Origin of the sequence: Azospirillum sp. HJ39, from assembly GCF_041507355.1 — a bacterium.
Lineage (GTDB): Bacteria > Pseudomonadota > Alphaproteobacteria > Azospirillales > Azospirillaceae > Azospirillum > Azospirillum thiophilum.
Genome location: NZ_CP167913.1, coordinates 830811 through 857361, shown reverse-complemented (window position 1 = coordinate 857361; position 26551 = coordinate 830811). Strand labels below are relative to the sequence as shown.

Here is a 26551-nt window from a genome sequence, read left to right as displayed (position 1 = left end):
AGAAGACGGGAAGCATCATGGCACTCATCAAGAAGACGAAGATCGACACGGCGCACACCGCCCGGACCAAGGCCGGCGGCGGTGCCGAAGCCGGTCCGGGCCAACCCGCGGACGCGCCCGGCCATCCTCCGGCGGCCCCGGCACCGGATGCCGGCGGGGCCGCCAGCCCGCAGCGCCGCCGGGCACGGGCCGATTCGCGCCGGCGGCAGGCCGCCAGCGGCATTGCCGCAGCCTCCACCGAGCTGGCGAGCGGCGTCGCCCAGGCCGCGGCGGCGGCCGAGGAGCTGCGCCGGGCGATGGAGCAGATCGCCGCCGGGGCCGAGGAATCGGCCGGCGCCACCCAGCAGTCGCAGCGCATGATCGGCCGCGCGTCCGAACTGCTGAGCCGTTCGCGCAGCACCGCCGAGCAGGCCGTGCTGCGGGTCGAGGCGCTGCAGGGCACGCTGAAGGACGTCAGCGGCCAGATCCTCGCCTCCGTCGAGGGGATCGTCCGCACTGCCGAGCGGCAGGAGGCGTCGGTCCGGCTGGTCCGCGACCTGGAATCCCGCGCGTCGGAGATCGGCGCCATCGTGCAGAGCGTCGCGGCCATCGCCGACCAGACGAACCTGCTGGCGCTCAACGCCGCCATCGAGGCGGCGCGGGCCGGGGATGCGGGAAAGGGCTTCGCCGTCGTCGCCGACGAGGTGCAGGCGCTGGCCGAACGGTCGGAACGCAGCGCCAACGACATCCAGTCGATGGTCGGCGAGATCCAGGCGGCGGTCGCCGACATCGCCGCCGGCATCGTCGCCTCGGCCGATGCCGCCAAGAGCGAGGTTGAGCGGGGGCGCACGATCGTCCGCCAGCTGGAGGGCGTGCGGTCGGACATGACGGCGCTGGTCCAGGGCTCGCAGGAGACGATCCGCGCCGCGGTCGAGGCCGACCAGGCGGCGCGCGAGGCGCTGCGCGGGGCCGAGACCATCGCCGCCAGCGCCGAGGAGCAGTCGGCCGCCGCGGAAGAGGCGCTGCGGACCGCAGGCGAGCAGGCGGTGGCGCTCGGCCAGAGCCGGCGTGCCGCCGGCCAGCTGTCGGAACTGGCCGAGGATCTGGAGGGCACAGCCGACCTCGCCGCCACCGCCGACGAGCTGGCATCGGCCGCGGAGGAGCTGTCGGCCGCCATCGAGGAGATCAACCGCGCCGCCGCCCAGATCATGACGGCGATCGGCCAGATCTCCGGCGGCGCCCAGGCGCAGAGCGCGGCCACCCACCAGCTGGCCTCCGCCATCGCCGAGATCGACGCCGCCTCGACGCTGGCTGCCGCGCGGGCACGGGAGTCGGTCGAGCGCTGCGGCGGCATGGACGCGCTGCTGGTCGAGACCCGCGACACCATCGGCCGGCTGGCCGACGGGATGATGGAGGCGGTGGACTCCTCCCGCCGCGCCGCCGACCGGCTCGACACGCTGGAGCGGATCGGCCGGCGCATCGACAAGGTGGTGGACGCCATCGCCACCGTCGCCATCCAGACCGGCATGCTGGCGGTCAGCGGCTCGATCGAGGCGGCGCGGGCCGGCGATTATGGCCGCGGCTTCACCGTGGTCAGCGGCGACATCCGCAAGCTGGCCGGCGACAGCGCCGAGAGCGCCGAGCGGGTGAAGGACATCGTCCGCGACATCCAGGACCAGATGCAGCGGGTGCGCCGCGACATCGACGAGGTGTCCGCGACCGCGGTGGCGGAAGCGGCGCGGCACCGCGCCTTCGGCGTCACCCTGACCGCCGGGGCGCAGGAACTGCGGGTGGTCACCGCCGGCAGCCGGGAGATCCTGGACGCTGCCGAGGAGACCACCGGCGCGCTGCGCGAGACCCGCGTCGGCGTCGAACAGGTGGCGACCGCCGCCGCCGCCGCCAATCTGGCCGGCACCGAAGCGGCCAAGGCCGCGCGCGAGCAGGCCAAGGGCGCCGAGGAGCTGGCCTCCGCCATCGAGGAGATCGCGGCGATGGCCGACAGCCTGCTGGGCGCGGCGTGACGGCCCGCCGCCCGATGGGCACCGCCGGTCCCGACGTGGACGGCGCCCTCGCCTTCGTCACGGTGACGGTCGGCGACCTGCGGCTGGCGCTGCCGCTCGCGGAGGTGCGTGCGGTGATCCGCCTGCCGGATCTGGTGCGCATCCCGCTGGGGCCGCCCAGTCTGGATGGGCTGGCGCAGTGGCATGGCGAGGCGGTGCCGGTGCTCGACCTCTCCCTGGCGCTCGGCCGGCAGGGCGGTGGCCGGCAGCAGGGCGCGGGGCGGGGCACGCGCGAAACCCGCGTCGTCCTGGTCGGGCATCGCGGCCAGCCGGTCGGCCTGCGGGTGGATGCCATGGCCGGGATCCTGCGCACGGTTCCCGGCCGCATCGATCCGGTGACGGAGGAGGACGGCGGGCTCGACCCCGTCATGCTGGATGGCGTGCTGCGCGACGGTCCCGCCACCATCCTGAAGCTGGACGCGCTGATCGACCGCCAGTTCGGCGACATGGTGGAGGACGCGGACAGGCCGGCGCTGCGGGCGGCGGCCGGACCTGCCGATGCCGGAACGTCAACTTCGGAGCGCGATGGGGCGCGCGATGGGGGGCGCGACGCGCCGGCCCTGCTGGTCTTCGGCGTCGCCGGGCAGGAGTTCGCCCTGCCGGTCGACCGGGTGCGCGAGGTGCTGCCGGCCCCGCGCGAGGTCGCCCGCATGGCGCGGGCCAAGGCGCATCTGCTGGGGGTGATGGCGGTGCGCGACCGGCTGCTGCCGCTGGTCGACCTGCGCGCCCTGTTTCGGGCTGGCGGCGGATGGAAATGCTCCCGGCGAGGCCGCCGGACGCCGCGTCGTGGTGGTGCGCGCCGGGGACGGGCGGGCGCCGGTCGGCGTGCTGGTGGACGAGGTGCGGGAGATCCTGCGGCTCGACCGCAAGCTGGTCGACCCGGTGCCGCCGCTGCTGGCCCGCGAGCCGGAGTTCGAGGATCTCGACGGCATCGCCCGGGTCGACGGCGGACGGCGGCTGGTGTCGGTGCTGTCGGCTGAGCGGCTGTTCCGCCATGGCGCCGCGCTCGGCGCCGAGGGGGACGGGGCGGGGAATGGGGAAGGAATCGCGATGGAGCCGGCGCGGGCTGCGGACGGTGCGGCGGAGGAGGAGCGCTTCGTCGTGTTCCGGCTCGCCGGGGCGGAATACGGCCTGCCGGTCGCCGTGGTGCGCGAGGTGCTGCGGCGGCCCGACCATGTGACGCCGCTGCCCAACGCCCCCGACTTCGTCACCGGGGTACTGACCCTGCGCGGCGAGGTGCTGCCGCTGATCGACCAGCGCCGGCTGCTGCATCTGCCCGCCCTGGATGCCGGCGCCGGGGTGGCGGAGCGCGGCCGGGTGGTGGCGGTCGGGCGCCAGGGGGCGGACGCGGCGCGCGTCGGGCTGCTGGTGGACGGGCTGTCCGGCCTGCTGACGGTGGCGGCGGAGCGGATCGGCCCGGCGCCCGCGGTGTCGGCGGCGCAGCGCCGGCTGATCCGCCGGGTCGCCACGCTGGACACGGCCGGCGGCGCGGCGCGGCTGATCCTGCTGATGGACGCCGACGGGCTGCTCGACATGGACCGGCTTGCCGATCTGCACGGTCCGGCCCTGCCGGCTTCCCCAGTGTGAGGCAGTGAATGGGCAGGCCTGAGCCGACGGTGCTGGTGGTCGACGATTCCGCGCTGATGCGGCGGCGGATCGCCGACCTGCTGGGAGAGGCCGGATTCAGGGTGGAAACCGCCGCGACCGGCGAGGAGGCGCTGGCGCGCCTGCCCGTCCTCGACCCCGACGTGGTGACGCTGGACATCACCATGCCGGGCATGGACGGGCTGGCCTGCCTCGCCCGCATCATGGTGGAGCATCCCAAGCCGGTGGTCATGGTCTCCGCCCTGACCGGCGCGGGCGCCGAGGAGACGCTGGAGGCGCTTCGGCTGGGCGCGGTGGAAGCGGTGCAGAAGCCGGCGGCCGGCGCCATCGGCCGCATCGGCATGGAGCTGGTGGAGACGGTGCGCGCCGCGGCGTCCTCGCGCCCGCGCCGCGTGCACGGCCTGCGCGAACGGCTGCGGCTGGCCCGTGCCCGCATCGCCGGTGAGGATTTCGCCGCCCCCGCCCCCCCATCGCCGCAGGATGCGCCGCCGTCCCCGGCGGAGATGCCGGGCGGCGGTGACAATTGGGGTGTCGTGCTGGTCGGCGTGTCCACCGGCGGGCCGAGCACGCTGGAGGACATCCTGCCGGTGCTGCCGGCGGATTTCCCCTGGCCGGTGGTGGTGGCGCAGCACATGCCGCCCGCCTTCACCGCGACGCTGGCGCGGCGGCTGGACGAGCTGTGCGCGCTCAGGGTGGTGGAGGTGGCGCGGGCCACGGTGCTGGAGCCGGGGATGGTCTGCATCGCCCGCGGCGGCGCCGACCTGGAGCTGGCGCGGCGCGGCGGACGGCTGCAGGCGGTCTGCGTCCCTGCATCGCCCGACCGGCCCTGGCATCCGAACGCCGACCGGCTGGTGACGAGCGCGCTGCGGCTGCTGCCGGCCGACCGGCTGGTCGGCGTGCTGCTGACCGGCATGGGCAACGACGGCGGGGCGTCGATGGCCGACCTGCATGGCCGCGGCGGCCGGACCATCGCGGAGTCCGAGGACAGCGCCGTCATCTTCGGCATGCCGCAGGATCTGATCCGCCGCGGCGGCGCCGGCATCGTGCTGCCGTCGAACCGGATCGCCGGCCAGCTGGTCCGCTGGCTGATGCCCGCCGCCCGGCGGCCGGACCAGCGGACAGGGTAGGGAGGATAGGGGACACATGGGGGGCGCATGGGGCTGGTGAAGAAGAAGGCGGGCGGGAGCCCGCCCGTTCCGCCGGAGGATGTCCGGGGCGGTGCCGCGGCGGCCGATCCGCTCGACGCCCCGCTTGCCGATTCCTTGGCCGATCCCTTGGCCGATCCCTTGGCCGCGCTCGGGAATGCCGACCCGTCGGTCCGGCGCGACGCCGCGCATGCGCTGGGCCGTGCGCCGGAGCCGGATGCCGTCGCGGCACTGGCCCGCCGGCTGGAGGAGGAGGGCGATGCCGGCGTGCGCGAGGCGGTGCTGACGGCGCTGGCCCGCATCGCCACGCCCGAGGCCGCGGCGGCGCTGGTCCCCTTCCTCGACCGCGAGGACGCCGCCCTGCGCAATGCCGCGCTGGAGAGCCTGCAGCAGATGCCGGCGGCGGTCGCCGCTTCGGTCCTGCTGCCGCTGCTCGGCCATGCCGACCCGGACCTGCGCATCTTCGCGGTGCAGGGGCTGGGCGGGCTGGCGATGGAGCCCGGCCCGGAGCCCGGCCCGGAGCCCGGCCCTGGCCCGGCCTCCGGCTCCGGCCGGGGGGAGTGGCTGGCGGCGGTGCTGGAGCGCGACGCCGACGTCAATGTCGGCCTCGCCGCGGTGGAGGCGCTGGCCGAGGCCGGCAGTCCGGAAGCGCTGTCGAGCCTTGAGATCCTGGCCCGCCGCTTCCCCGACGACCCTTTCGTCGCCTTCGCCGTCGATGCGGCCCGCTCGAGCTTCCGCGGTGGATGACCGCGTGACCGGTGCCGAACCCGAAGGCCTGTCCGCGGAGGAATATGCCACGCTGTGCGACTTCCTGCGCGAGCGAACCGGCCTGTCCTTCACCGAGGCCAAGCGCTATTTCGTCGACCGCCGCGTCGCGTCGCGCATGCAGGCGGTCGGGGCGGCCGGCCTGCGCGCCTATCTGAACCTGCTGCGCTTCCAGGCGTCGGGGGAGGAGCTTCAGCGGCTCGTCAACCTGATGACGGTGAACGAGACCTATTTCTTCCGCGAGAAGTACCAGTTCGACTGCCTGGTGAATTCCGTCCTCGACGAGCTGGTGCGCGGACGGCCCGCGGGTTCGAGGCTGCGCATCTGGTCGGCCGGCTGCGCCACCGGGGAGGAGCCCTATTCCATCGCCATCATGCTGCTGGAGCATTGGAGGCGGGTGGACGATTACGAGATCGAGCTGCTGGCGTCGGACATCGACAGCGCGGTGCTGGACCGTGCGCGCGAGGGCGTTTATGACGAGCGCGCCCTGCAGGGGCTGCCGGCCCATCTGCGCGCCAAGTATTTCCAGCCATGGCGCGGTGCCGCCGAGGGCGGCGGGCCGCGCTGGCGGATCGTGGAGGAGTTGCGGGAGTCGGTCGAGTTCTCGCTGGTCAACATCGCCGATCCGCGGCAGGCGCGGGCGTTCCGCGGGATCGACGTCATCTTCTGCCGCAACCTGCTGATCTATTTCGACGACCTGGGCCGGCGGGAGGCGGCGGGCATGTTCCACGATGCGCTGGCGCCCGGCGGCTTCGTCTGCCTCGGCCATTCGGAAAGCATGAGCCGCATGTCCTCGCTGTTCGTCCCGCGCCGCTTCCCGGACGCGATCCTCTACCAGAAGCCGGCCGACGGAGGGGCACAATGAGCGAAGGTCCCAAGACCGCAGGCCCAAAGACCGCAGGCGGGCCGCGCGTCCTGGTGGTCGACGATGCCGTGACCGTGCGCGCCTTCGGCCGCCGGGTGCTGGAGGCCGACGGCTTCGTGGTGGATGAGGCGGTGAACGGGATCGAGGGGCTGGAGCGCGCGATGGCCGCCCCGCCCGATCTGGTGATCGTCGACGTCAACATGCGCAAGATGGACGGCTACACCATGCTGCGCGTGCTGCGCCGCGACCCGGTCCTGCGCGACGTGCCGGCCATCATGATCAGCACCGAATCGAAGGACAGCGACCGCGAGCAGGCGCTGCTGGCCGGCGCCAACTGGTACATCGTCAAGCCGCCGCGGCCGGAGACGCTGGTGGAGGCGGCCCGGCTGCTGACCGGCCGCCCGCTCGCCGGGCCTCCGGCGGAAAGCCCCGCCGGCACGGACGGACATGGCGCGGGCCCGGAGGGAACGCCATGAACGAGCTGTTCGACCAGTTCATCGTCGAGGCGCAGGACCTGCTGGAGGCCGCCGGCGGCGCGCTGCTGGCGCTGGAGCGCGACCCGGCCGACCGCGCCGCGGTGGACGAGCTGTTCCGCGCCTTCCACACCCTGAAGGGGGCGAGCGCCCTGTTCGAGATGGCGCCCTTCACCCGGCTGGTCCATGCCGGGGAGGACGTGCTGTCGCTGCTGCGCGACGGCCGGCGCAGCATGACGCCCGAGCTGGCCGACCGGCTGTTCCGTGCGCTCGACCAGTGCGCCCGCTGGGTGGCGGCGCTGGACAGCGGCGGCGCGCTGCCCGCCGATGCCGCGGACGCGGCCGAACCGCTGGCCCGTGCGCTGTCGGGCGGCGGGGAGGCGCCCGCGGCGGAGGGGACGGCCGGGGACGATGGAACCGGAGGCTTCCCCTGGCTGGCGGCGCTGACGGCGGAGGAACGGCGCGCGGCCGGCGGGGGGGTGTTGACGGCGATCGATTATACGCCCGATCCCGACTGCTTCTTCACCGGCGACGACCCGCTGGCGCTGTTCCGCCGGGTGCCCGACCTGCGGCTGCTGCGGATCGACCCGGCGGAGCCGCTGCCGCCGCCGGCGGAGATGGATCCCCATCGCTGCCTGCTGCGCTTCCGCGCGCTCAGCGGCGCAGCGCCGGAGGCGGTGGCGCCGGCCTTCCGCAGCGTGCCCGACCAGGTGCGGACCGGTGCGGTGGTGCTGGCGGCACCCGCGCGCGCGCCGACGCCGGCCTCGCTGGCCGACGCCATGCTGGCGGAACAGGCGCACATCCTGGACCTGCCCGGCGGCGCGGCCGAACGCGATGCCCGCCGGGCGGCGGTGCTGCGGACGGTGACGGCGATCCAGGCGGCGCTCGGCCGGCGGGTGGACCGGCGCCGGCTGGAGGCCGCCTGCACCGATGGCGACGGCCTGCGCCGGTTCCTTGCCGGTGACGTCGAGGCCGGGCCGGAGCCGGCCCCGGTCCCGACCGCCGCCGCCACCCCTCCGCCGGCCGCGCGCCGCGCCCTGCGGGTGGAGCCCGAGCGGATGGACGCGCTGATGACGCTGGTCGCCGAGCTGTCGGTGGTGAAGGGACAGCTGGGGCCGCTGGTCCGCCGCGCCGCGGATGCCGGGCCGGGATCCGAATTCGGGCGCGACCTGAAATCCTTCTCCGCCCGGCTGGACACGCTGGTCGGCGACCTGCGCCATGCCGCCCTGCGGCTGCGGCTGCTGCCGCTGGCCCGGGTCTTCGAACCGCTGCCCCGGCTGGTCCGCGACACCGCCCGCCGGCTGGGCAAGGGTGTGGAGCTGGTGCTGGAGGGGGCGGAGACGGAGGCCGACAAGGACATCCTCGACATGCTGGGCGAGCCGCTGCTGCATCTGGTGCGCAACGCGCTCGACCACGGCATCGAGCTTCCGGAGCGCCGCGCCGCCGCCGGCAAGCCGTCCGCCGGCACCCTGCGCATCCGCGCCTTCCAGGACAAGGGCGGCGTGGTGGTCGAGGTTTCGGACGACGGCGGCGGCATCGACCCCGCCGCGATGCGCCGCGCCGCCGTCGCCAAGGGGCTGCTGGAGCCGGAGGCCGCTGCCGCCCTGTCCGACGCCGACGCGCTGCGGCTGGTCTTCGCCCCCGGATTCAGCACGGCAGCCGGTGTTTCCGACCTGTCCGGCCGCGGGGTCGGGATGGACGCGGTGCGCGCCGCGGTGGAGCGGGCCGGCGGCCGGGTGGAGATCGCCTCGACGGTCGGCGCCGGCACGCGGGTGCGGCTCGCCCTGCCGCTGACGCTCAGCATCACCCGCGTCGTGGTGGTGGAGGCGGCGGGGGCGCTCTACGGCGTGCCGGTCGCCCTGGTCGGCGGCGTCCAGCGTGTGCCGCGCACCGCCATCCGCGCGGTGAAGCGGGCGGAGAGCGTCGTCCTGCGCGACCGCGTCGTCCCGCTGGTCCGCCTGCGCCGCCTGCTGGGCCAGCCGGAAGAGAAGCCGGGGGACGGGCCGGGGGGCGGCGGGGCCGACTGCGTGCTGCTGGCCGAGCTGGGGGACGGGCCGGTCGCTGTCGCGGTCGACGATGTCGGCGAGCGTGCCGACGTGGTGCTGCGGCCGATGACCGGGGTGCTGCGCGGCCTGCGCGGCTATGCCGGAACCGCGGTGCTGGGCGACGGCCGGCTGATCCTGGTGCTCGACCTGAGGGAGCTGCTGTGATGCCGATCCGCTACGACGACGATCTCGCCCGCTTCGAGGCGGCCTGCACGGTGGACGAGGCGCTGCCGCTCGCGGAATGGCTGGAGGCGACGGCGGCGCCGCGCGTCGACCTGTCGGCCTGTACGGAGTTGCATACGGCACTGCTGCAGCTGCTGCTGGCCGCAAGGCCGGCGGTGGCCGGCGCGGCGGCGGACGCCTTCCTGGCGCGCTGGGTCGGGCCGCTGCTGCCGCCGGGCGCCAGTTCCTAGAAAACGGGGCTCACTCCCCGGTCTGCAGCAGCGCGCCGCGAACGCGCGCCTGACGGAAGGCGTAGAGGAAGACCGCGACGCCCGCTGCCATGTAGAGCGCGTTCAGGCCGAAGGCCCAGGCCAGATGGTCCCAGCGCAGGAGGCCGTCGAAGATCAGCGCCCGCATGCCCTCGAACACATGGGCCGACGGCAGGGCCAGCGCGACCGGCTGGAGCCAGACGGGCAGGATCGACACCGGGTAGTAGACGGCGCTGACCGGCGCCAGCATGAAGACGACGATCCAGGCCAGCCCCTCCGCCCCCATGCCGTAGCGCAGGATCAGCGCCACGATCAGCAGGCCGAGCGACCAGCCCAGGACGATCAGGTTGACGAAGAAGGCGGCCAGCGGCAGGCCCAGCGCGAAGACCGAATAGCCGAAGAAGGGGATCGCCAGCAGCGCCGCCGGCAGCACGCCGATCAAAGTGCGCAGCAGGCTCATGGTCATCAGCGCCGTGATCCATTCGCCGGGGCGGAGCGGGCTGACGAACAGGTGGCCGAGGTTGCGCGACCACATCTCCTCCAGGAAGGAGACGGAGACCCCGAGCTGGCCGCGGAACAGGACGTCCCACAGCAGCACCGCGCTGACCAGCACGCCGGCGCCCTGCGCCACCCAGCCGCTGCCCCCGCCGCTGCCCGACGCCATGAACTGGTTGATGTAGCCCCACAGGATCATCTGCATGGTCGGCCAGTAGGCCAGTTCCAGGATGCGCGGCCAGGATCCGCGCAGCAGGTACCAGTAGCGCAGCACCATGGCGGCGATCCGGCGCAGCGAGAAATCGGCGCGGGGGATGGCCGGATGGGCCGAAGGTTCATTCATGGGCTCTCTCATGGGGTCATTCGGCGGCATCGGCGGTCTCCCCGGCCAGGAGCGGGCTGTCGGGCGCGCGGGCGATGTCCAGGAACACCTCCTCCAGGGTCTGGCGGCCGTAGCGGGCAAGCAGGGCCGACGGGGCGCCGCGGTCGACGATCCTGCCCTGCCGCATCATCAGCACGCCGTCGCACAGCCGCTCCACCTCCAGCATGTTGTGGGAGGCCAGGAGGATGGTGGCGCCGGTGCGGGCGCGGTAGCGCTCCAGGTAGGTGCGGATCCAATCGGCGGTGTCGGGGTCGAGCGAGGCGGTCGGCTCGTCGAGCAGCAGCAGCTCCGGGTCGTTCAGCAGGGCCTTGGCCAGGGCGACGCGGGTTTTCTGCCCGGCGGACAGGCCGCCGGACGGACGATCGAGAAACCGGGTCAGGTCAAGATGCTCGGCCAATTCTTGGACGCGCTTTTTGACGCATGTCAAACCGTAGAGGTGGGCATAGACGGTAAGGTTCTCCCGCACCGTCAACCGATGGGGCAGCTCGACGTAGGGGGAAGAGAAGTTCATGCGCGGAAGCACGGCATGCCGATGGCGCGCCATGTCGACGCCCAGGATCTCCACAGTCCCGGCCGTCGGCAGCAGCAGCCCGAGCAGCATCGAGATGGTCGTCGTCTTGCCGGCGCCGTTCCCGCCAAGCAGGCCGGTCACGCTGCCGCGCGCCACGGTGAAGCCGATGGCGTCGACCGCCGTCACCTGCCCGCCGCCGGGCGTCGGGAAGCGCTTGGTCAGCCCGTCGGCCCGGATGGCCGGGGCGGGGGCCGGGGCAGCGGAGGGGGCAGGGGAGGAGGCAGGGGAGGGCATGATGGCCGGAGGCTGCGGCATGGTTCGTTCGGTCATGGGCACAGAATATGGCGGCAACCGCCGCAACCGCCAGGGGCATCCGTCCCGGGGGCATCTGTCATGACGACGCTCGCCGGCGCACTGGCCGGACCGATCCCGGCCCCGCCGCCGCCGCAATGGGCGCAGCCCGACGGCCGCATCACGCTGCGCACGCTGATCCTGATCCGCTGGGTCGCGGTCATCGGCCAGCTGGCCGCGGTCGGCTTCGTCAGCCTCGGGCTGGGCTTCCCGCTGCCGCTGGGGCCGGTGCTGGCCGCCATCAGCGCGTCGGCCCTGCTGAACGTGGTGGCGATGGCCCAGCAGGGCGGCCGGCTGCGGCTGGCCGACCGCGACGCGGCGCTGTATCTCAGCTACGACATGCTGCAGCTGACGCTGCTGCTGTACCTCACCGGCGGCCTCAGCAACCCCTTCGCCATCCTGCTGCTGGCGCCGATGACCGTCGGCGCGGCGATCCTGTCGCGCTACAGCACGGTGCTGCTGACCGGCCTGAACCTGATCTGCCTGACCGCGCTCGCGCTGTGGCACTTCCCGCTGCCGTGGGAGGAGCCGGTGCGCTCCATGGCGCCGCTCTACGCCTTCGGGGTGTGGCTGTCGCTGACGGTGTCGTCGGTCTTCATCGCCGGCTACGTCTTCCGCGTCGCCGCCGAGGCGCGGCGCTTCGCCGATGCGCTCGCCGCCTCGCAGGTGGCGCTGGCCCGCGAACAGCGGCTGGGCGCCCTGGGCGCGCTCGCCGCCGCCGCCGCGCACGAGCTGGGCTCGCCGCTCGGCACCATCGCCGTGGTGGCGAAGGAGCTGGCGCGCGACCTGCCGCCCGACAGCCCCTATGGCGAGGATGTCGAGCTGCTGCAGAGCCAGGTGATGCGCTGCCGCGAAATCCTGGCCGATCTGGCGCGCAAGCCCGAGGCCGACGGCGGCGACCCGTTCGAACGGCTGCCGCTGACCACGCTGATCGAGGCCGCCGCCGCCCCGCACCGGCTGGGCCACATCGCCTTCGCGGTGGAGCCGCACCCGGTCGGCGAGGTCGACGAACCCTTCCTGCGCCGCAGCCCGGAAATCATCCACGGCATCGGCAACTTCATCCAGAACGCCCACCAGTTCGCCCGCCACAAGGTCACGGTCGCCGCCGCCTGGGACGGCCGCGGCGTCACCGTGACGGTGATGGACGACGGGCCGGGCTTCCCGCCCCATCTGCTGGGCCGCATCGGCGAGCCGTACCTGTCGGTGCGCGGCGAGCGCTCCGGCCCGAAAGGGCAGGCGGGCGGCGGCCATATGGGGCTGGGCATCTTCATCGCGCAGACGCTGCTGGAGAAGACCGGCGCGACCGTGCAGTACGCCAACAACCCGCCGGCCGGCATCCCGCCCGCCGACCCGCATGCCGGCGGTCATCAGACGCCGGGCGGCGGCGCGCGGATTTCCGTGCGCTGGAAGACCATCAACGCCAAGAAATGAGGTTTTGCGGTGGACACCCTCAAAACAACCGATGACCTGCTGTCGGGCGATGCCGTCAAACTGACCTTCACTGGCGACGTCACCCGCAGCCTCCTGATCGTCGACGACGACGCCCCCTTCCGCACGCGGCTGGCCCGCGCCATGGAGAAGCGCGGCTTCAACGTGGTGGCGGTCGACAGCGTGCAGCTCGGCATCGAGGTTGCGCAGGAATCGGCCCCCGCCTTCGCGGTGGTCGACCTGCGGCTCGGCGACGGCAACGGGCTGGACGTGGTGTCGGCCCTGCGCGACGCCCGGCCGGACGCCCGCGTCGTCATGCTGACCGGCTACGGCAACATCGCCACCGCCGTCGCGGCGGTGAAGGCCGGCGCGGTCGACTACCTGCCCAAGCCCGCCGACGCCGACGCCGTCGAATCGGCCCTGCTGGCCGATGGCCGCCCGCTGCCCCAGCCGCCGGAAAACCCGATGTCGGCCGACCGCGTGCGCTGGGAGCACATCCAGCGCGTCTTCGAGCAGTGCGAACGCAATGTGTCGGAAACCGCGCGCCGCCTGAAGATGCACCGCCGGACGCTCCAGCGCATCCTGAACAAGCACGCCCCGCGCGCCTGACCGCGGCCGGCGTCTTCCGCCGGCCTCTTCCGCCGGAATGCGAACGGCCCGCCAGGGGGGCGGGCCGTTTCGGCATGTCCGTGATGCCGTTTCGGCATGTCCGGGATATGGCCGCATCAGACCATGCGGTTTTCCGTCCGGCAGGTCTTGATGCCCAGCAGCGTGTAGGCCGGGCAGAAGCCGGCGACGGCGGTCAGCAGCGGCACCAGCCCGACCAGTCCCCACAGGGTCTGCGGGCCGACGACGGTCAGCGAAATCAGGATCAGCCCGACGATGGCGCGCAACGCGCGATCGACCGGGCCCATATTGCGGCAATTCATGGCGGCACCCGTCATGTTGAGGCGATGGCACGGGAATCGCTCGTTCCCGCATGACGATGGTTTATGCCGCGGCTGAGGTTGCCGTCTGTGACGGAGTCACAGGGGGGCAGGTCAGGGCAGCTTTTGCACGTCCCGGTATCGAGCCGCCGCCCTCACCGGCCGTCCGCCAGCGCCAGCAGCGCCGCCGGGTCCGGCACCTGGATCCGGCCGCGCGACAAGGCCACCAGCCCGCGGCGCTCGAACTCCTTCAACTGGCGGCTCACCACCTCGCGCGCGGTGCCCAGCTCCACGGCGAGCGCCTGGTGGGTGATGTCCAGCCCGCCGGCCGCGTCGCGGCGGTCGGCCAGGAACCGCGCAAGGCGCAGGTCGATGCGGCCGAAGGCGACCTCCTCGATCAACATCATCATGCCGGTCAGCCGGGTGCCGAAAGAGGCGAAGACGAAGTCGCGGAAGGCGGCGGAGCGCGCCACCAGCTCGTGGAACGGGCCGGCCGCCAGCGCCACCGCGTCGATGTCGGTTTCCGCCACCGCCTCGGCGCCATAGGGGGCGTCGGTCAGCAGGCAGGCGGTGGTGACGATGCAGGTTTCGCCGCGGGCGACGCGGTACAGCACGATCTCCCGCCCGGTCTCCGAGGTCATCTGCACCCGCACCGTGCCGTCAAGAACCATCAGGAAGGTGTGGCACCGGTCGCCGGCGCGGAACAGGACGGTGCCGCGCGGAACCTCCACCCGCCGGCCGGCAGTGTCGAGATAGGCGGCCCGATCCGGTTCCAGCCTCGCCAATGCTGGGAAAAGCGCAGGCATTTCGGCGGCCCAACCGGTGCGTTCGCGCGTCATGGCCCCTGTCCTTTCGAGTAATCCCCATTATCCCCCGTCCGGCTGCGACGGTCCATACTGCACTGCAACAGGGTCAGGAAGACTACCCACTGCGCGCCCCTTGCTCGCCGCATGCACAGGATGGCCGATGCAACGGCTGGACTAACACTGCGTTTCAGCCAATCGGACGAACCGCCGAGCCCGACCGACGGACAGCAGCCGCTGTCCGAAATGGAAGATCGGGCGACCGTTCGGTCCTATGGCCGCGCTTCTGGTCGTTACGCGAGGAGGACCCTTTGGCCACCCAGGAACTTCAGGAACAGCCCCGCCGTCATACCCCTGAAACCCGGCGGGGGACCGGTTCCGTATCCTACGACCTGTCGGCCAGCGCCGCCAGCGCGGTGCGCCGGACCACCGGGCTGCTGCGGCGGCACAAGCTGCTGATCGGCATGGCGATCGTGGTCGGCACCGGGCTGGCGGCCCTGGTCGCGTTCCGCATGACGCCGCTCTACACGGCCGAAACCCTGATCATGGTCGAGCATCGCAAGAACACCGTCCTCAATTTCGAGGGCGTGGTGTCCGACATGACCCCCGACATCAGCGCGCTGCAAAGCGAGGTCGCGATCCTGAAATCGCCGGCCTTCGCCGAGAAGGTGGTGGCGAAGCTGGGGCTGACGAAGGATCCGGAATTCAACGCCGCGCTGCGTCCGCCGCCGCCGGGCTGGCTGGTGGCGCTGAACCCGCGCAACTGGATCCCCGACAGCTGGAAGCAGACCAGCGATGTGCCGCTGTCCCCCGACGAGATCGCGCGCAACCAGATGACCTCGGTGGTCAACGCCGTGCTCGACAACACCTCGGTCCGGCCGCAGGGGCGCTCCTACGTCATCGCCGTCAGCTTCGACAGCGAGGACCCGCGCAAGGCGTCGCAGATCGCCAACACCATGGCCGACCTCTATCTGGTCGACCAGCTGGACGAGAAGTTCAAGGCGTCCAAGCGCGCCACCCAATGGCTGGAGGAGCGGCTGGGCGACCTGCGCAAGGAGGCCCAGACCACCGGCGACGCGGTGGAGAAATACCGCACCCAGCATGGGCTGACCGTCTCCTCGACCAACGAAAGCACGGTGGTCGGCCAGCAGCTGAGCCAGCTCAACGCCGACTACATCCTGACCCGCACCAAGCGGCAGGAGGCGGAAAGCAAGCTGCGCGACGTCACGGCGATGGCCAACTCGCCGCGCGGCGCGTCGGCGGTCGGCGAGGTGCTGGGCTCGCCCTTGATCCAGGCGCTGCGCGAGCGCGAGGTCGATCTGCAACGGCAGATCGCCGACGCCACCAACCGCTATGGCAACCGGCACCCGATGCTGCAGGCGCTGCAGAGCCAGCTGCGCGACCTGCAGGGCCAGATCAGGGCCGATGTCGGCAAGATCGTCGCCAACCTCGGCAACGAGGTCGAGATGGCGAAGGGCCGCGAGCAGGCGCTGAAGGCCAGCCTGGACCAGGCGGAGGCCAGGCAGAACGAGCAGCAGCAGGCGACCGTCGGCCTGCGCACGCTGGAACGCGACGCCAGCACCGCCCAGGCGATGTACGAATCGCTGCTGACCCGCTCGCAGCAGATCGCCACGCAGAACGACATGCGCCAGCCCGACGCCCGCATCGTGTCGGAGGCATCGATCCCGCTCGACCCGTCGCAGCCCAACCGCAAGCTGATCCTGCTGCTGGCGCTGGTGGCGTCGGGGACGGTCGGCGTGCTGCTGGCCATGCTGCGCGAACGGTCCGACGGCGGCTTCCGCAGCCCGCACCAGTTCGAGCTGGCCACCGGCGTGCGCAGCCTCGGCATCGTGCCGCGCATCCCGCGCTTCGGCGGCGCACCGGCCAGCTACATCGTCGACAAGCCGGTCTCGGCCTTCGCGGAATCGATGCAGAACCTGCGCACCTCGCTGCTGCTCGCCAATCCGGACGGGCGGCACCGGGTGATCCTGTTCAGCTCGTCGGTTCCCGGCGAGGGCAAGAGCTCCGTCGCCGCGGCCTTCGCCCGCACCTGCGCCAACGCCGGCCAGCGGACGATCCTGGTCGACTGCGACCTGCGGCGCAAATGCCTGCACGAGATGCTCGGCCTGTCCAACGACCGCGGCCTGTCGGAGGTGCTGGCGGGAACCGTTGCGCTGGAGGAGGCGATCCAGGTCGATCCGCGCACCGGCCTGCACGTCATCTCCGCCGGCCATGGCCGGGCCCTGCCGCAGGACAGCCTGGGGTCGTCCGGCATGCATCAGCTGCTGTCGCGGCTGTCGGTCAACTACGACCGCGTCGTGCTGGACTCGCCGCCGGTGCTGGCGGTGTCGGAAGGCAAGCTGCTGGCGGCGCTGGCCGACCAGACCGTCTTCATCGTCCGCTGGGGCCTGACCAAGCGCGGCACGGCGATGGCCGGGCTGAAGGAGGTGGTCGAGGCCGGCGGCGAGGTGGTCGGCGTGCTGTTCAGCCAGGTCGATGCCCGCCGCCATGCCCAGTACGAGTTCCCCGACAGCGGCCGCTACCACGGCTACCGCCGGTACTACGCGAATTGAGGAACTCCCTTCCGTGTTCCATGTGCTTTCCACCATTGATGAGCCCGTGAATGACCGCTGGCCGCCGTATCTTCCAGAACATCCGGGCCCTGGCCGCCGCGAAGGCGGCGACGATGGCGAGCGGGCTGGTCACCGCCGCCTGGACCGCCCGGGTGCTGGGGCCGGACAGCTTCGGCGTGCTGGGCTTCGGCACCTCGCTGATGGCCTATGCGGCGCTGTTCGTGAACATGGGCCTGTCCACCTACGCGATCCGGGAGATCGCGCGGGACCGCGACCAGGCGGCCCGGCTGTCGGAGCATGTGCTGACCCTGCGCACCGTGCTGGCGCTGATCGTCGGCGCGCTCTATGCCGCCTTCATCCTGTCGCTGGACAAGCCGATGGCGGTGAAGGCGGTTCTTCTGGTGCAGGCGGTCCAGCTTCTTGGGAACGCTTTGGTGCTCGACTTTGTTTACCAGGCGACCGAGAAGATGGGGGTGATCGCAACGCGGGAGATCGGCACCTCCATCGGATCCATGCTGCTCGTCTTCCTGCTGGTGCGCGGCCCTGAGGATGCCATCACCGCCGCCGCCATCACCGGCGGATCCATCACCGTCAACGCGCTGGTGATGATCGGCCGTTTCCGCCGCGACTTCGGCACGCTGCGCCCGCGGGTCGACCTGAAGGTCTGGCGCGAGATCCTGACCGCGGCGACGCCGATGGCGGTCGGCGTCTTCGCCTGGGCGATCTTCACCCATCTCGACGTGGTGATGCTGGGCTTCCTCGCCCCGCATACCGATGTCGGCTGGTACAGCGCGGCGGTGAAGATCCAGACGCTGGCCAATCTGGTCGGCAACATCGTGATGAACGCCTTCCTGCCGCAGCTGGCCGCGGCCTATGGCGAGCTGGGGCAGATGCGCGACCGGATGCGTGCCTATGCCTCGGTCATGCTCGCGGTCGGCGGGCTGGTGGTCGCCGGCGGCTTAACCCTGGCGCCGGTCATCCTGGGCACGCTGTTCGGCGACGCCTACGCCCCGGCCACGCTGGCGCTGCGGCTGCTGATGCTGGCCTCGGCGGTGGTCTACGCCAACATGATCCTGGGCAACCCGCTGCTCGTCTGGCACAGGCAGACCGGCTACATGATCGCCATGCTGTCCGGCGGTGCGCTGAACGCGCTGCTGAATGTCTGGTGGATCCCCCGTTACGGGATCGAGGGCGCGGCGATGGCGACCTTCACCGCGGAGCTGGCGGCCACGGTCGCCATCGCCTGGATCCACCGCCGGGCGGTCGGCGAGCTGTATGGCGGGATCGCGGCGCGGGCGCTGCTGTGCGCCGGCATGGCCATCGCCGCGGCGCTGGCGCTCGACCGCTTCGCCGCCCCGCTGTTCGACCGCGCGCCGCCCTTGGTGCATTTCGTGCTGGGCAGCGTCGTCATGGTGGCGGTCTATGCGGCGGTCGCGGTGCTGACCGGTCTGGTGCGCCCGAAAAGGTTGCGCCGGCTGGCCAGCGCCACGGCCTGACGGAGCACCTTGTGGCGGGACGGTGACGGTGCCCCCCGATTCCTGCAGACCAGGACTTCCTGTACCGGACAGCAAATCTCTTTGTGCCCATTGCACCACTTCCGAACGTCTCTGTTGGTGCCTCCAAGCATTCATTCGATAGCGGCCGGGGTTAGTACCATTAATACGGCCGTGATCGGCAATCATAGTCTTTTCATAGGACGGTGATTTCTGAAACACTTCGCGCTGCACAACGTCGGAAACGGGTTACTTCAGCACCACGGCGAAGTCACAACAATAAAACAATTTCGAATTTCGAGGTATCTCCGCCTGCATCTCCTCCGGCGTTTCCGCTGGCAGGGCAGGCAGGCAGGACGTCTTCAAACTCACGGGCGGCCCGCCCCATGTGGCGGGTCCGCGGCAAACGGCAGGAGCGACGATGCTTCCCAAGACTTTTCCCGATCGTAACGTCTGCGTCCTCGGGCTCGGCTATGTCGGCCTGACGCTGGCGGTGGCGATGGCGGACGCCGGCTTCCAGGTGCATGGGGTCGAGGTGCGGCAGGACGTGCTCGAACAGCTCGGCCGGGGCAATCCCCACTTCCACGAGCCGGGCCTGACCGAGAAGCTGCGCCATGTGACGGCACGCGGCCGCTTCACCTTCAGCCGCAGCCACGACGGCTGCGACAAGGCCAGCGTCTTCATCATCACGGTCGGGACGCCGCTCGGCAAGGACGGCCGGGTCCGCACCGACATGATCGAGGCGGCGACCCGTCAGGTCGCCGCCTGCCTGAACGATGGCGACCTCGTCATCCTGCGCTCCACCGTCAAGCTCGGCACCACGCGCAACGTCGTGGCGCCGATCCTGCGGTCGACCGGCAAGCGGTTCGACATCGCCTTCTGCCCGGAACGCACGCTGGAGGGGCAGGCGCTGCTGGAGCTGAACCAGCTGCCGCAGATCGTCGGGGCGGAGAGCATGGAGGTCGCGACCCGCGCCGCCCAGATCTTCGGCTTCCTGACGCCGACCACCGTCAAGGTCTCCACCCTGGAGACGGCGGAGCTGATCAAGCTGGTCGACAACACCTACCGCGACGTGACCTTCGCCTTCTCCAACGAGATCGCCAAGCTGTGCAACGCCATGGAGATCTCGGCGGTCGAGGTGGCGCGCGCCGGCAAGCTGGGCTATCCGCGCACCAACCTGCCGCTGCCCGGCCCGGTCGGCGGCCCCTGCCTGGAGAAGGATCCGCACATCCTGATCGAGGCGGCGCGCGAGGCGGGCGTGGAGATGGCGATCACCGCCGCCGGCCGCCGCGTCAACGAAAGCCAGCCGGCCGAGGTCGCCGACTTCCTCGGCAAGCTCGCCCAGTCGATGCAGGGCTTCCCGCAGGTGCCGACCATCAGCCTGATGGGCCTCGCCTTCAAGGGCCGGCCGGCGACCGACGACCTGCGCGGCACGATGGCCAGGCCGGTGCTGGAGGAGCTGCGCCAGCGCTTCCCCACCGCCCGCCTGCGCGGCTTCGACGCGGTGGTCCGCCCCGACGACATCCGCTCCTTCGGGCTGGAGCCGGCGGCCAACATGTCCGACGCGGTGTCCGGCGCCAACCTCGCGGTGATCCTGAACAACCACCCGGTCTTCACCTCGATGCCGCTGCCCGATCTGGCCGAGCGGATGGACCGGCCGGGGGTGATCTACGACTTCTGGAACAATTTCAACAGCCGCGACGTCGATCTGCCGGATGGGACCGCCTATGTCGCGCTCGGCAGCCACGGCACCGCCCGCTACGCGCATGTCGCCTGACCCCGCGGCCCGAAGGGACTCCATTTCCATGAAACATTATCTCGTCACCGGCGGCAGCGGCTTCATCGGCGCGGCTCTCGTCCACCGGCTGGTCAGCGACGGCCACCGGGTCCGCGTGCTCGACGACAATTCGCGCGGCCACACCGGGCGGCTGGCCGGCGTGCTGGAGGACGTCGAGTTCGTCCAGGGCGACATCCGCGACCCCGCCGCCGTGCAGGGTGCGGTGCGCGGGGTCGACGGCGTGCTGCACCTGGCCGCCGTCAACGGCACCCGGCATTTCTACGAGAAGCCGGAGACGGTGCTGGATGTCGGCGTGCGCGGCATGCTGAACGTGCTGGACGCCTGCCGCGCCGGCGGCGTCGGCGATCTGGTCGTGGCGTCCTCCTCGGAGGCCTACCAGACGCCGCCCGTGGTGCCGACGCCGGAGGACGTGCCGCTGGTGGTTCCGGACGTGCTGAACGCCCGCTACAGCTACGGCGGCTCCAAGCTGATCTCGGAACTGCTGGCGATCAACTGGGGACGCAGCGGCTTCGACCGCGTGGCGATCTTCCGTCCGCACAACGTCTACGGCCCCGACATGGGCTGGGAGCATGTGGTGCCGGAATTCTCCCGCCGCGCGGTGGAGGCCATCGCCGCCCACCCGAGCGGGGCCGTGCCCTTCCCGATCCAGGGCGATGGCCGCCAGACCCGTGCCTTCGTCCATATCGACGATGCCGTCGACGGCATCGTGACGGTGATCGGCAAGGGCGGGCATCTCGGCATCTACCACATCGGCAACCCGGAGGAGGTCACCATCGCCGACCTCGCCCGCCGCACGGTGGCCTGCCTCGGCCGCGAGGCCCAGGTGATGCCCGGCCCGGCCGCTCCCGGCGGCACCGACCGCCGCAGCCCCGACATCGCCAAGCTGACCGCCCTGGGCTTCACCCCGCGCATCCCGCTCTCCGCCGGTCTGCCCGGCGTGGTGGAGTGGTATGCCGGGCGGGCGCGGGAGAGTTTGGGGGCGGAGGTTGGGCGCATGGGGCAGGCGGCGGAGTAGAAGCGCCGTTTTCCCCCTCCCTAACCCTCCCCCGCTTCGCGGGAGAGGGGACTGCCGCCGCTTTGGCCGTTCAGCCAGGTCGGCAAGCGTTCTACCCCCTCTCCCGCGAAGCGGGGGAGGGATGGGGAGGGGGCAAGCAGCCTCGACCCCGGACGACACCTCTTCATCAGGAGACGGCCCGCATGGACCGCAACAGCCGTATCTTCGTCGCCGGCCACCGGGGCCTCGTCGGGTCCGCCATTCTGCGGCGGCTGACCGAGGCCGGGCATACCGGCCTCGTGACCCGCGACCGCTCGCAGCTCGACCTGACCGACCAGGCGGCGGTGCGCACCTTCTTCGACCGCGAGGGCATCGACCAGGTGATCCTGGCCGCGGCCAAGGTGGGCGGCATCCTCGCCAACGACCGCTTCGGCGGCGACTTCATCCGCGACAACCTGCTGATCCAGACCAACGTCATCGACGCCGCGTGGCGCGGCGGGGTCAGCAAGCTGCTGTTCCTCGGATCCTCCTGCCTCTACCCGAAGCATGCGGAGCAGCCGATCAAGGAGGAGGCGCTGCTGTCCGGCCCGATGGAACCGAGCAACAAGCCCTACGCCGTCGCCAAGATCGCCGGCATCGTCATGGCCCAGGCCTACCGGCGCCAGTACGGCTTCAACGCCATCTGCGCCATGCCGTCGAACCTCTACGGCCCCGGCGACCATTTCGAGCCCGAGACCTCGCATGCGCTGCCCGGCATGATCCGCCGCTTCCACGATGCCAAGATGGCGGGCGACCCGACGGTCACGCTGTGGGGCACCGGCACGCCGCGGCGCGAGTTCCTCTATGTCGACGACATGGCGGACGCCTGCCTGCACCTGATGGACCATTACGACGGCGAGGAGATCATCAATGTCGGCCCGGGCGACGACATCGCCATATCCTCCCTCGCGGCGCTGATCCGCGACACCGTCGGCTATCCCGGCACGCTGACCCACGATTTGACCAAGCCCGACGGCCATCCGCGCAAGCTGATGGACGTGTCGCGCCTGTCCGCCACCGGCTGGCGGCCGAAGGTCGCGCTGGAGGAGGGGCTGCGCCGCACCTACGCCTGGTTCCTGGAGAACGCCGCCCCCGGGCGCGGCCAGGCGGTGGGTTCGGCCCCCCGGCAGGCGGCGGAGTAGGCCCCGATGCCGGACGAGTCCATCCAACTGCGGCAGCCGGTCAGGGACCGGCCGTCGGCCGATCCCGCCTCGGCGATGCCGTCCCTGTCGGACGTGCCCGTTCCGGAGGAGCTGCTGCTGGTGGCGCAGAGCTATTGGCCGGAACCGGCCGGCAGCGCGCCGATGATGACCGACCTCGCAACCGCCTTCGCCGCGGCCGGGACCGGAACCACGGTGCTGACCGCGCGGCCCAACTATCCCGGCAACAGGGTCTATGACGGCTATGCCGACGGGTCGCAGGACAGCCAGAGGGTGGACGGGGTGCGGATCGAGCGGCTGCGCACCATCCCGCCGGCCGGCGGCGGCATGAAGGCCCGGCTGATCCACGAGGGCGTGCTGCATGCCGGCTTCGCCGCCGCGCTGGCCCGCGGCCGGGTCGGCCGGCACAAGGCGGTGCTGTCGCTCTGCCCGTCGATCCTGTCGGTGGCGCTCGCCGACCGCTTCACCGCGCCCGGCGGCCGGCACGTCGCCATCGTCCACGACATCCAGTCCGGCCTTGCCGGCGCGCTCGGCATGGGCGGCAAGGCGGCGGTCAAGGCGATCCGCGCCATGGAGCGCACCGCCCTGAACCGCGCCGACGGCATCGTCGTCCTGTCGGAGCCGATGCGCGGCGTGCTGGAGGAGCTGGGCGTCACCCGGCCGATCGTGGTGATCCCGCCGCATGTCGATGCCGACGCGGTCCATCCGCTGCCGCGGCCCGACCAGCCGCCGACCGCGCTCTACAGCGGCGCCTTCGCCCGCAAGCAGGGGCTGGAACAGGTGCTGGACATGGCAGGCCATCTGGCCGGGCTGATGCCGCAGGCCCGCGTCCTGCTGCGCGGGCAGGGCGGGCTGGAGGAGGAGCTGAAGGCCCGCGCCGCCGCCATGGGGCTCGCCAATGTGGTCTTCGAGCCGCTGGCGCCCAAGGACCGGCTGAACGAGGCGATGGCGGAGGGCGACGTCCATCTCGTGCCGCAGCGGCCGGAAGGCGCCGCCTTCGCCATGCCCGGCAAGGCGGTGACCATCCTCGCCGCCGGCCGGCCCTTCGTCAGCACCTGCCTGCCGGGGTCGGCGCTGGCGACGCTGGAGGCGCAGGTCGGCGCCTTCCTGTGCACGCCGCCGGAGGAGCCGCACGCGATGGCCGAGGCGGTGGCCGCCCTGCTGTCCGACCCTGCCCGCGCCACCGCCATGGGTCGCCGTGGCCGCGCCTGGGTCGAATCGCATGCCACCCGCGCCGTGGCGCTCGACCGCTACGCCCGCCTTCTGTTGGGAGAGGCAGCATGAAGAAGCCCGCCCTGGTCTTCAGCTGGGAGATGTTCGGCCCCTACCATATGGACCGGCTGGAGGCGGTCGGCCGCCGGCTGGGCCGTGTCTATGACGTGATCGGACTGGAGGTCGGGTCGAAATCGCATACCTATGATTGGGACCAGACGGGAGCCGGGCAGAATTTCCGCAAGATCACCCTGTTCCCCGGCCGGTCCAAGGCCGACCTGTCCAGGGCCGCCGTCTACCGCGCCCTGTTGCGCGAATGCCGGCGCGTCGACGCCCGCTTTGTCTTCCTGTGCCATTACGAGGATCCGGACGTCTTCGCGCTGGCGCTGACCATGCGGCTGACGGGGCGCAGGGTCATCAACATGAACGCGTCGAAATACGACGACAAGCCGCGCATCCTGTGGCGGGAGATGGTCAAAAGCCTCTTCTACGCCCCCTATCAGGCCGGGATCGGCGGCAGCCACCGCACGGTGGATTACTTCCGCCTGCTCGGGCTGCCGAAGGAGCGGCTCTATATCGGGTACGACACGCTGTCGCTCGACCGCATCCGCCGCCTGTCCGGGATGGAACCGGCCCCGGGGGGAGTACCCTTCGCCGACCGCCACTTCACCATCATCGCGCGCTTCGTCCCGAAGAAGAACTTGTTCCGGGCGGTCGAAGCCTACGACATTTACCGGCGGCTGGCCGGCCCGTCCGCCCGTCCGCTGCATCTCTGCGGTTCCGGTCCCCTCGATGCGGAACTGCGGGCCGAGGTGACGCGGCGCGGGCTGGACGGGCAGGTCGTCTTCCGCGGCTTCCTGCAGGAGAAGGGCATCGCCGAGACGCTGGGGTCGACGCTGTGCCTGCTGCTGCCGTCGCTGGAGGAGCAGTTCGGCCTGGTGGTGAACGAGGCGCTGGCCATGGGGGTGCCGACCATCCTGTCCGACCAGTGCGGCGCCCGCGACGTTCTGGTCCGCAGCGGGTTGAACGGCCACATCGTGGAGCCGGACAACCCCGAGGGGCTGGCGCGCTACATGCTGTCGGTGGCGGGGGACGAGGATGAGTGGCGCCGCCTGAGCCTGAACGGGCGGCCCTTCCAGGCGCTGGCCGACGCCAGCTTCTTCGCCCTGTCGGTCGAGAAGGCGGTGGTGGCGCTGGGCGGCCCGAAGGCGGAGCGCAGCGCCGATGCGGAGTTTGCGTCCGACTATTCCGCCGAACCGGAGGGGGGCCGACACGGCCCGTCCGCCGGGGCGGCCCTGACCGGGAGTTGACGATGGAACCGAACGCGCGCACCCATGTGGTCGTCTCCGGGCGGCTGCCGCCGCCGGTGGACGGGATGAGCCGGGTGACCGCCCTGGTGCTGGACCGTCTGCGCGACCGGATGCGGGGGCGCGGCGATGTCGAGGTCGCCGACCTGTCGCCGGGCTGGAACGGCGGCGGCGCGGCCTACCACCTGCGCAAGGCGGGGCGGGTGGTAGGCACGGTCGGCCGGCTGTTCGGCGGCATCCGGCGCCCGGACCGGCGGTTCTACATGCCGGTCGATTCCGGCTGGGGCGCGCTCTACACCGCGGCGCTCGCCGGCACGGCGCGGATGCTCGGCTACGAGCGGGTGCTGCATCATCATTCCTTCGCAACCATTGCCAAGCCCACCTGGCGGATGCGGCTGCTGACCCGGGTCGCCGGGGCCGGCTGCACCCATGTCCTGCTGTGCCCGGCGATGCAGATGCGCTTCCAGTCGGTCTATCCGGCGGCGCGGACCTGCATGACCATGTCGAACGCCATCTTCTCCGTCCCCGCCGCCGCCCCGCGCCCGCGGCGCGACGGGCCGCTGCGCATCGGCCACCTGTCGAACCTGTGCGCCGACAAGGGGCTGGACACGCTGTTCGCCCTGCTGCGCGCGCTGCAGCAGGACGGCGTCGATGCCCGGCTGGTGCTGGCCGGGCCGGGGCTGAAGCCGAAGGACAACGCCATGATCGCCGCCGGGCTGATGGCCTTCGACGGCGCGGTCGAATATCACGGCCCGGTCGGTGGCGAGGCGAAGGAGGCCTTCTACCGAGACATCGACGTCTTCGTCTTCCCCACCCGCTACCGCAACGAGGCGCAGCCGCTGGTCCTGTTCGAGGCGATGGCCGCCGGCGTGCCGGTGCTGGCCTACGAGCGCGGCTGCATCGGCTCCGACATTCCGGCCGACGGGCTGGTGCCGCAGGACGCCGACTTCGTGAAGGCGGCGCTGCCGATCCTGGCGGCCTGGGCCGACGACCGCGAGGCGCTGGCCGCCGCGTCGGCGCAGACGCTGACCCGCGCCCGCGTCGCCTACGAGACCAGCCGGAGCGGCCTGGACCTGCTGCTCGACCGCATCGCCGGCCCGCATCCCGCGGCCGCCGCGGCCGCCATGCGGGCCAAGCGGCGGGTGGCGGGGTAGGGGAGGAGACGGAACCGCTACGGCGTCCCGCCCCCCAGCGGCAGCGCCGTCTCGAACTTGATCTCCTTCAGGGCGAAGTTGGAGCGGATGCGGACCTGGAAGGGCAGCTGGAAGACGAACTCCTCCAGGAAGCGGTTGTAGTCGGCGATCGCCGTCACCGCGACCCGCAGCAGATAGTCGGCATCGCCCGACACCGCGTAGCATTCCAGCACCTCGGGCCGCTTGCGCACCGCCTCGATGAAGATGGCGGCGGTCTCGGCCGAATGACGGTCGAGCGTGACATGGGCGAAGACGCATTCGCCGACCGACACCGCCTTCGGATCGACCAGCGCCGTGTAGCGGCGGATCACCCCGGTTTCCTCCAGCGAGCGAAGCCGCCGCCAGCAGGAGGAGGGCGAGGAGCCGACGCGATCCGCCAGCTCCTGCACGGTCAGGCGAGAATCCTCCTGCAGGGCGACCAGGATTTTGACGTCGATTTCCGACAGGGAAGCGGACAACGGAAAATTTCTCCGATTTGGCGGCCGGATATGAGGAATCCTGCCAAAATCATAGGTCTG

At 71.8% G+C, this 26551-nt stretch carries 23 protein-coding genes and 1 pseudogene; 19 read left to right on the top strand and 5 right to left on the bottom strand.

The features are described from left to right. Window positions 1-17: 17 nt before the first annotated feature. The 9 genes and pseudogenes from ABMY26_RS35350 (at window position 18) to ABMY26_RS35310 (ending at window position 9350) form a co-directional block, all read left to right on the top strand. Window positions 18-2000, top strand: coding sequence for a methyl-accepting chemotaxis protein (locus ABMY26_RS35350; RefSeq protein WP_372400105.1), 1983 nt, complete (start codon window positions 18-20; stop codon window positions 1998-2000). Between the two features lie 14 nt (window positions 2001-2014). Then, window positions 2015-2719 (top strand): annotated as a pseudogene (locus ABMY26_RS35345) (chemotaxis protein CheW); the annotation flags it as partial. Window positions 2720-2825: 106 nt separating this feature from the next. After that, a complete protein-coding gene (locus ABMY26_RS35340; RefSeq protein ID WP_372400104.1) occupies window positions 2826-3626 on the top strand; it encodes a chemotaxis protein CheW in 801 nt (266 codons plus the stop codon). A gap of 8 nt (window positions 3627-3634) precedes the next feature. Next, entirely contained in the window at window positions 3635-4771 is a 1137-nt protein-coding gene (gene cheB, locus ABMY26_RS35335) for a chemotaxis-specific protein-glutamate methyltransferase CheB (RefSeq protein ID WP_372400103.1), read from the top strand. Between the two features lie 27 nt (window positions 4772-4798). After that, window positions 4799-5536, top strand: a complete 738-nt coding sequence (locus ABMY26_RS35330; RefSeq protein ID WP_372400102.1) for a HEAT repeat domain-containing protein — start codon at window positions 4799-4801, stop codon at window positions 5534-5536. A gap of 4 nt (window positions 5537-5540) precedes the next feature. Continuing rightward, the gene (locus ABMY26_RS35325; protein ID WP_372400101.1) at window positions 5541-6419 is read left to right on the top strand and encodes a protein-glutamate O-methyltransferase CheR; all 879 of its coding nucleotides are present in this window, start codon (window positions 5541-5543) and stop codon (window positions 6417-6419) included. After that, the gene (locus ABMY26_RS35320) at window positions 6416-6895 is read left to right on the top strand and encodes a response regulator (RefSeq protein ID WP_372400100.1); all 480 of its coding nucleotides are present in this window, start codon (window positions 6416-6418) and stop codon (window positions 6893-6895) included. Before ABMY26_RS35325 ends, ABMY26_RS35320 begins: the two co-directional genes overlap by 4 nt. Beyond that, on the top strand, window positions 6892-9102 hold the full coding sequence (locus ABMY26_RS35315; RefSeq protein WP_372400099.1) for a chemotaxis protein CheA: 2211 nt from the start codon (window positions 6892-6894) through the stop codon (window positions 9100-9102). Before ABMY26_RS35320 ends, ABMY26_RS35315 begins: the two co-directional genes overlap by 4 nt. Further along, window positions 9102-9350: a hypothetical protein gene (locus tag ABMY26_RS35310; protein WP_372400098.1), complete on the top strand. Its 249-nt coding sequence runs from the start codon at window positions 9102-9104 to the stop codon at window positions 9348-9350. Before ABMY26_RS35315 ends, ABMY26_RS35310 begins: the two co-directional genes overlap by 1 nt. Window positions 9351-9360: 10 nt before the next feature. Here ABMY26_RS35310 and ABMY26_RS35305 read toward each other — a convergent pair whose 3' ends face one another. Further along, entirely contained in the window at window positions 9361-10206 is an 846-nt protein-coding gene (locus ABMY26_RS35305) for an ABC transporter permease (protein ID WP_372400097.1), read from the bottom strand. 16 nt (window positions 10207-10222) lie between these two features. Beyond that, window positions 10223-11050, bottom strand: coding sequence for an ABC transporter ATP-binding protein (locus tag ABMY26_RS35300; RefSeq protein ID WP_372400507.1), 828 nt, complete (start codon window positions 11048-11050; stop codon window positions 10223-10225). 99 nt (window positions 11051-11149) lie between these two features. Between ABMY26_RS35300 and ABMY26_RS35295 the strand changes: the two genes are divergently transcribed. Continuing rightward, window positions 11150-12538 (top strand): ActS/PrrB/RegB family redox-sensitive histidine kinase, encoded by a 1389-nt coding sequence (locus ABMY26_RS35295; protein WP_372400096.1) that lies wholly within the window; start codon window positions 11150-11152, stop codon window positions 12536-12538. Window positions 12539-12574: 36 nt separating this feature from the next. Continuing rightward, on the top strand, window positions 12575-13144 hold the full coding sequence (locus ABMY26_RS35290; RefSeq protein ID WP_045584026.1) for an ActR/PrrA/RegA family redox response regulator transcription factor: 570 nt from the start codon (window positions 12575-12577) through the stop codon (window positions 13142-13144). Window positions 13145-13260: 116 nt separating this feature from the next. On the opposite strand, the gene ABMY26_RS35285 is transcribed toward ABMY26_RS35290, so the two are convergent. Further along, window positions 13261-13464: a DUF2892 domain-containing protein gene (locus ABMY26_RS35285; RefSeq protein ID WP_045584027.1), complete on the bottom strand. Its 204-nt coding sequence runs from the start codon at window positions 13462-13464 to the stop codon at window positions 13261-13263. Window positions 13465-13616: 152 nt separating this feature from the next. Further along, entirely contained in the window at window positions 13617-14300 is a 684-nt protein-coding gene (locus ABMY26_RS35280; protein WP_372400095.1) for a Crp/Fnr family transcriptional regulator, read from the bottom strand. Window positions 14301-14575: 275 nt separating this feature from the next. Between ABMY26_RS35280 and ABMY26_RS35275 the strand changes: the two genes are divergently transcribed. From ABMY26_RS35275 to ABMY26_RS35240, 8 genes are all read left to right on the top strand, one after another. Next, window positions 14576-16837, top strand: a complete 2262-nt coding sequence (locus ABMY26_RS35275) for a GumC family protein (RefSeq protein WP_372400094.1) — start codon at window positions 14576-14578, stop codon at window positions 16835-16837. A gap of 50 nt (window positions 16838-16887) precedes the next feature. Next, on the top strand, window positions 16888-18333 hold the full coding sequence (locus ABMY26_RS35270) for a flippase (RefSeq protein ID WP_372400093.1): 1446 nt from the start codon (window positions 16888-16890) through the stop codon (window positions 18331-18333). 418 nt (window positions 18334-18751) lie between these two features. Beyond that, the gene (locus ABMY26_RS35265) at window positions 18752-20107 is read left to right on the top strand and encodes a nucleotide sugar dehydrogenase (protein WP_372400092.1); all 1356 of its coding nucleotides are present in this window, start codon (window positions 18752-18754) and stop codon (window positions 20105-20107) included. 28 nt (window positions 20108-20135) lie between these two features. Then, window positions 20136-21143 carry an NAD-dependent epimerase/dehydratase family protein gene (locus ABMY26_RS35260; protein ID WP_372400091.1) on the top strand — a complete coding sequence of 336 codons (1008 nt, stop codon included), beginning with the start codon at window positions 20136-20138 and terminating at the stop codon, window positions 21141-21143. Between the two features lie 182 nt (window positions 21144-21325). Further along, window positions 21326-22303 (top strand): GDP-L-fucose synthase family protein, encoded by a 978-nt coding sequence (locus ABMY26_RS35255; RefSeq protein ID WP_372400090.1) that lies wholly within the window; start codon window positions 21326-21328, stop codon window positions 22301-22303. 6 nt (window positions 22304-22309) lie between these two features. Then, entirely contained in the window at window positions 22310-23605 is a 1296-nt protein-coding gene (locus tag ABMY26_RS35250; RefSeq protein ID WP_372400089.1) for a glycosyltransferase family 4 protein, read from the top strand. After that, window positions 23602-24843: a glycosyltransferase family 4 protein gene (locus tag ABMY26_RS35245; RefSeq protein WP_372400088.1), complete on the top strand. Its 1242-nt coding sequence runs from the start codon at window positions 23602-23604 to the stop codon at window positions 24841-24843. Before ABMY26_RS35250 ends, ABMY26_RS35245 begins: the two co-directional genes overlap by 4 nt. A 2-nt stretch (window positions 24844-24845) precedes the next feature. Beyond that, window positions 24846-25994, top strand: coding sequence for a glycosyltransferase family 4 protein (locus ABMY26_RS35240; protein ID WP_372400087.1), 1149 nt, complete (start codon window positions 24846-24848; stop codon window positions 25992-25994). Between the two features lie 17 nt (window positions 25995-26011). Here ABMY26_RS35240 and ABMY26_RS35235 read toward each other — a convergent pair whose 3' ends face one another. Beyond that, complete coding sequence (locus tag ABMY26_RS35235) at window positions 26012-26491, bottom strand: Lrp/AsnC family transcriptional regulator (RefSeq protein WP_372400086.1); 480 nt, start codon at window positions 26489-26491, stop codon at window positions 26012-26014. Window positions 26492-26551: the final 60 nt, after the last annotated feature.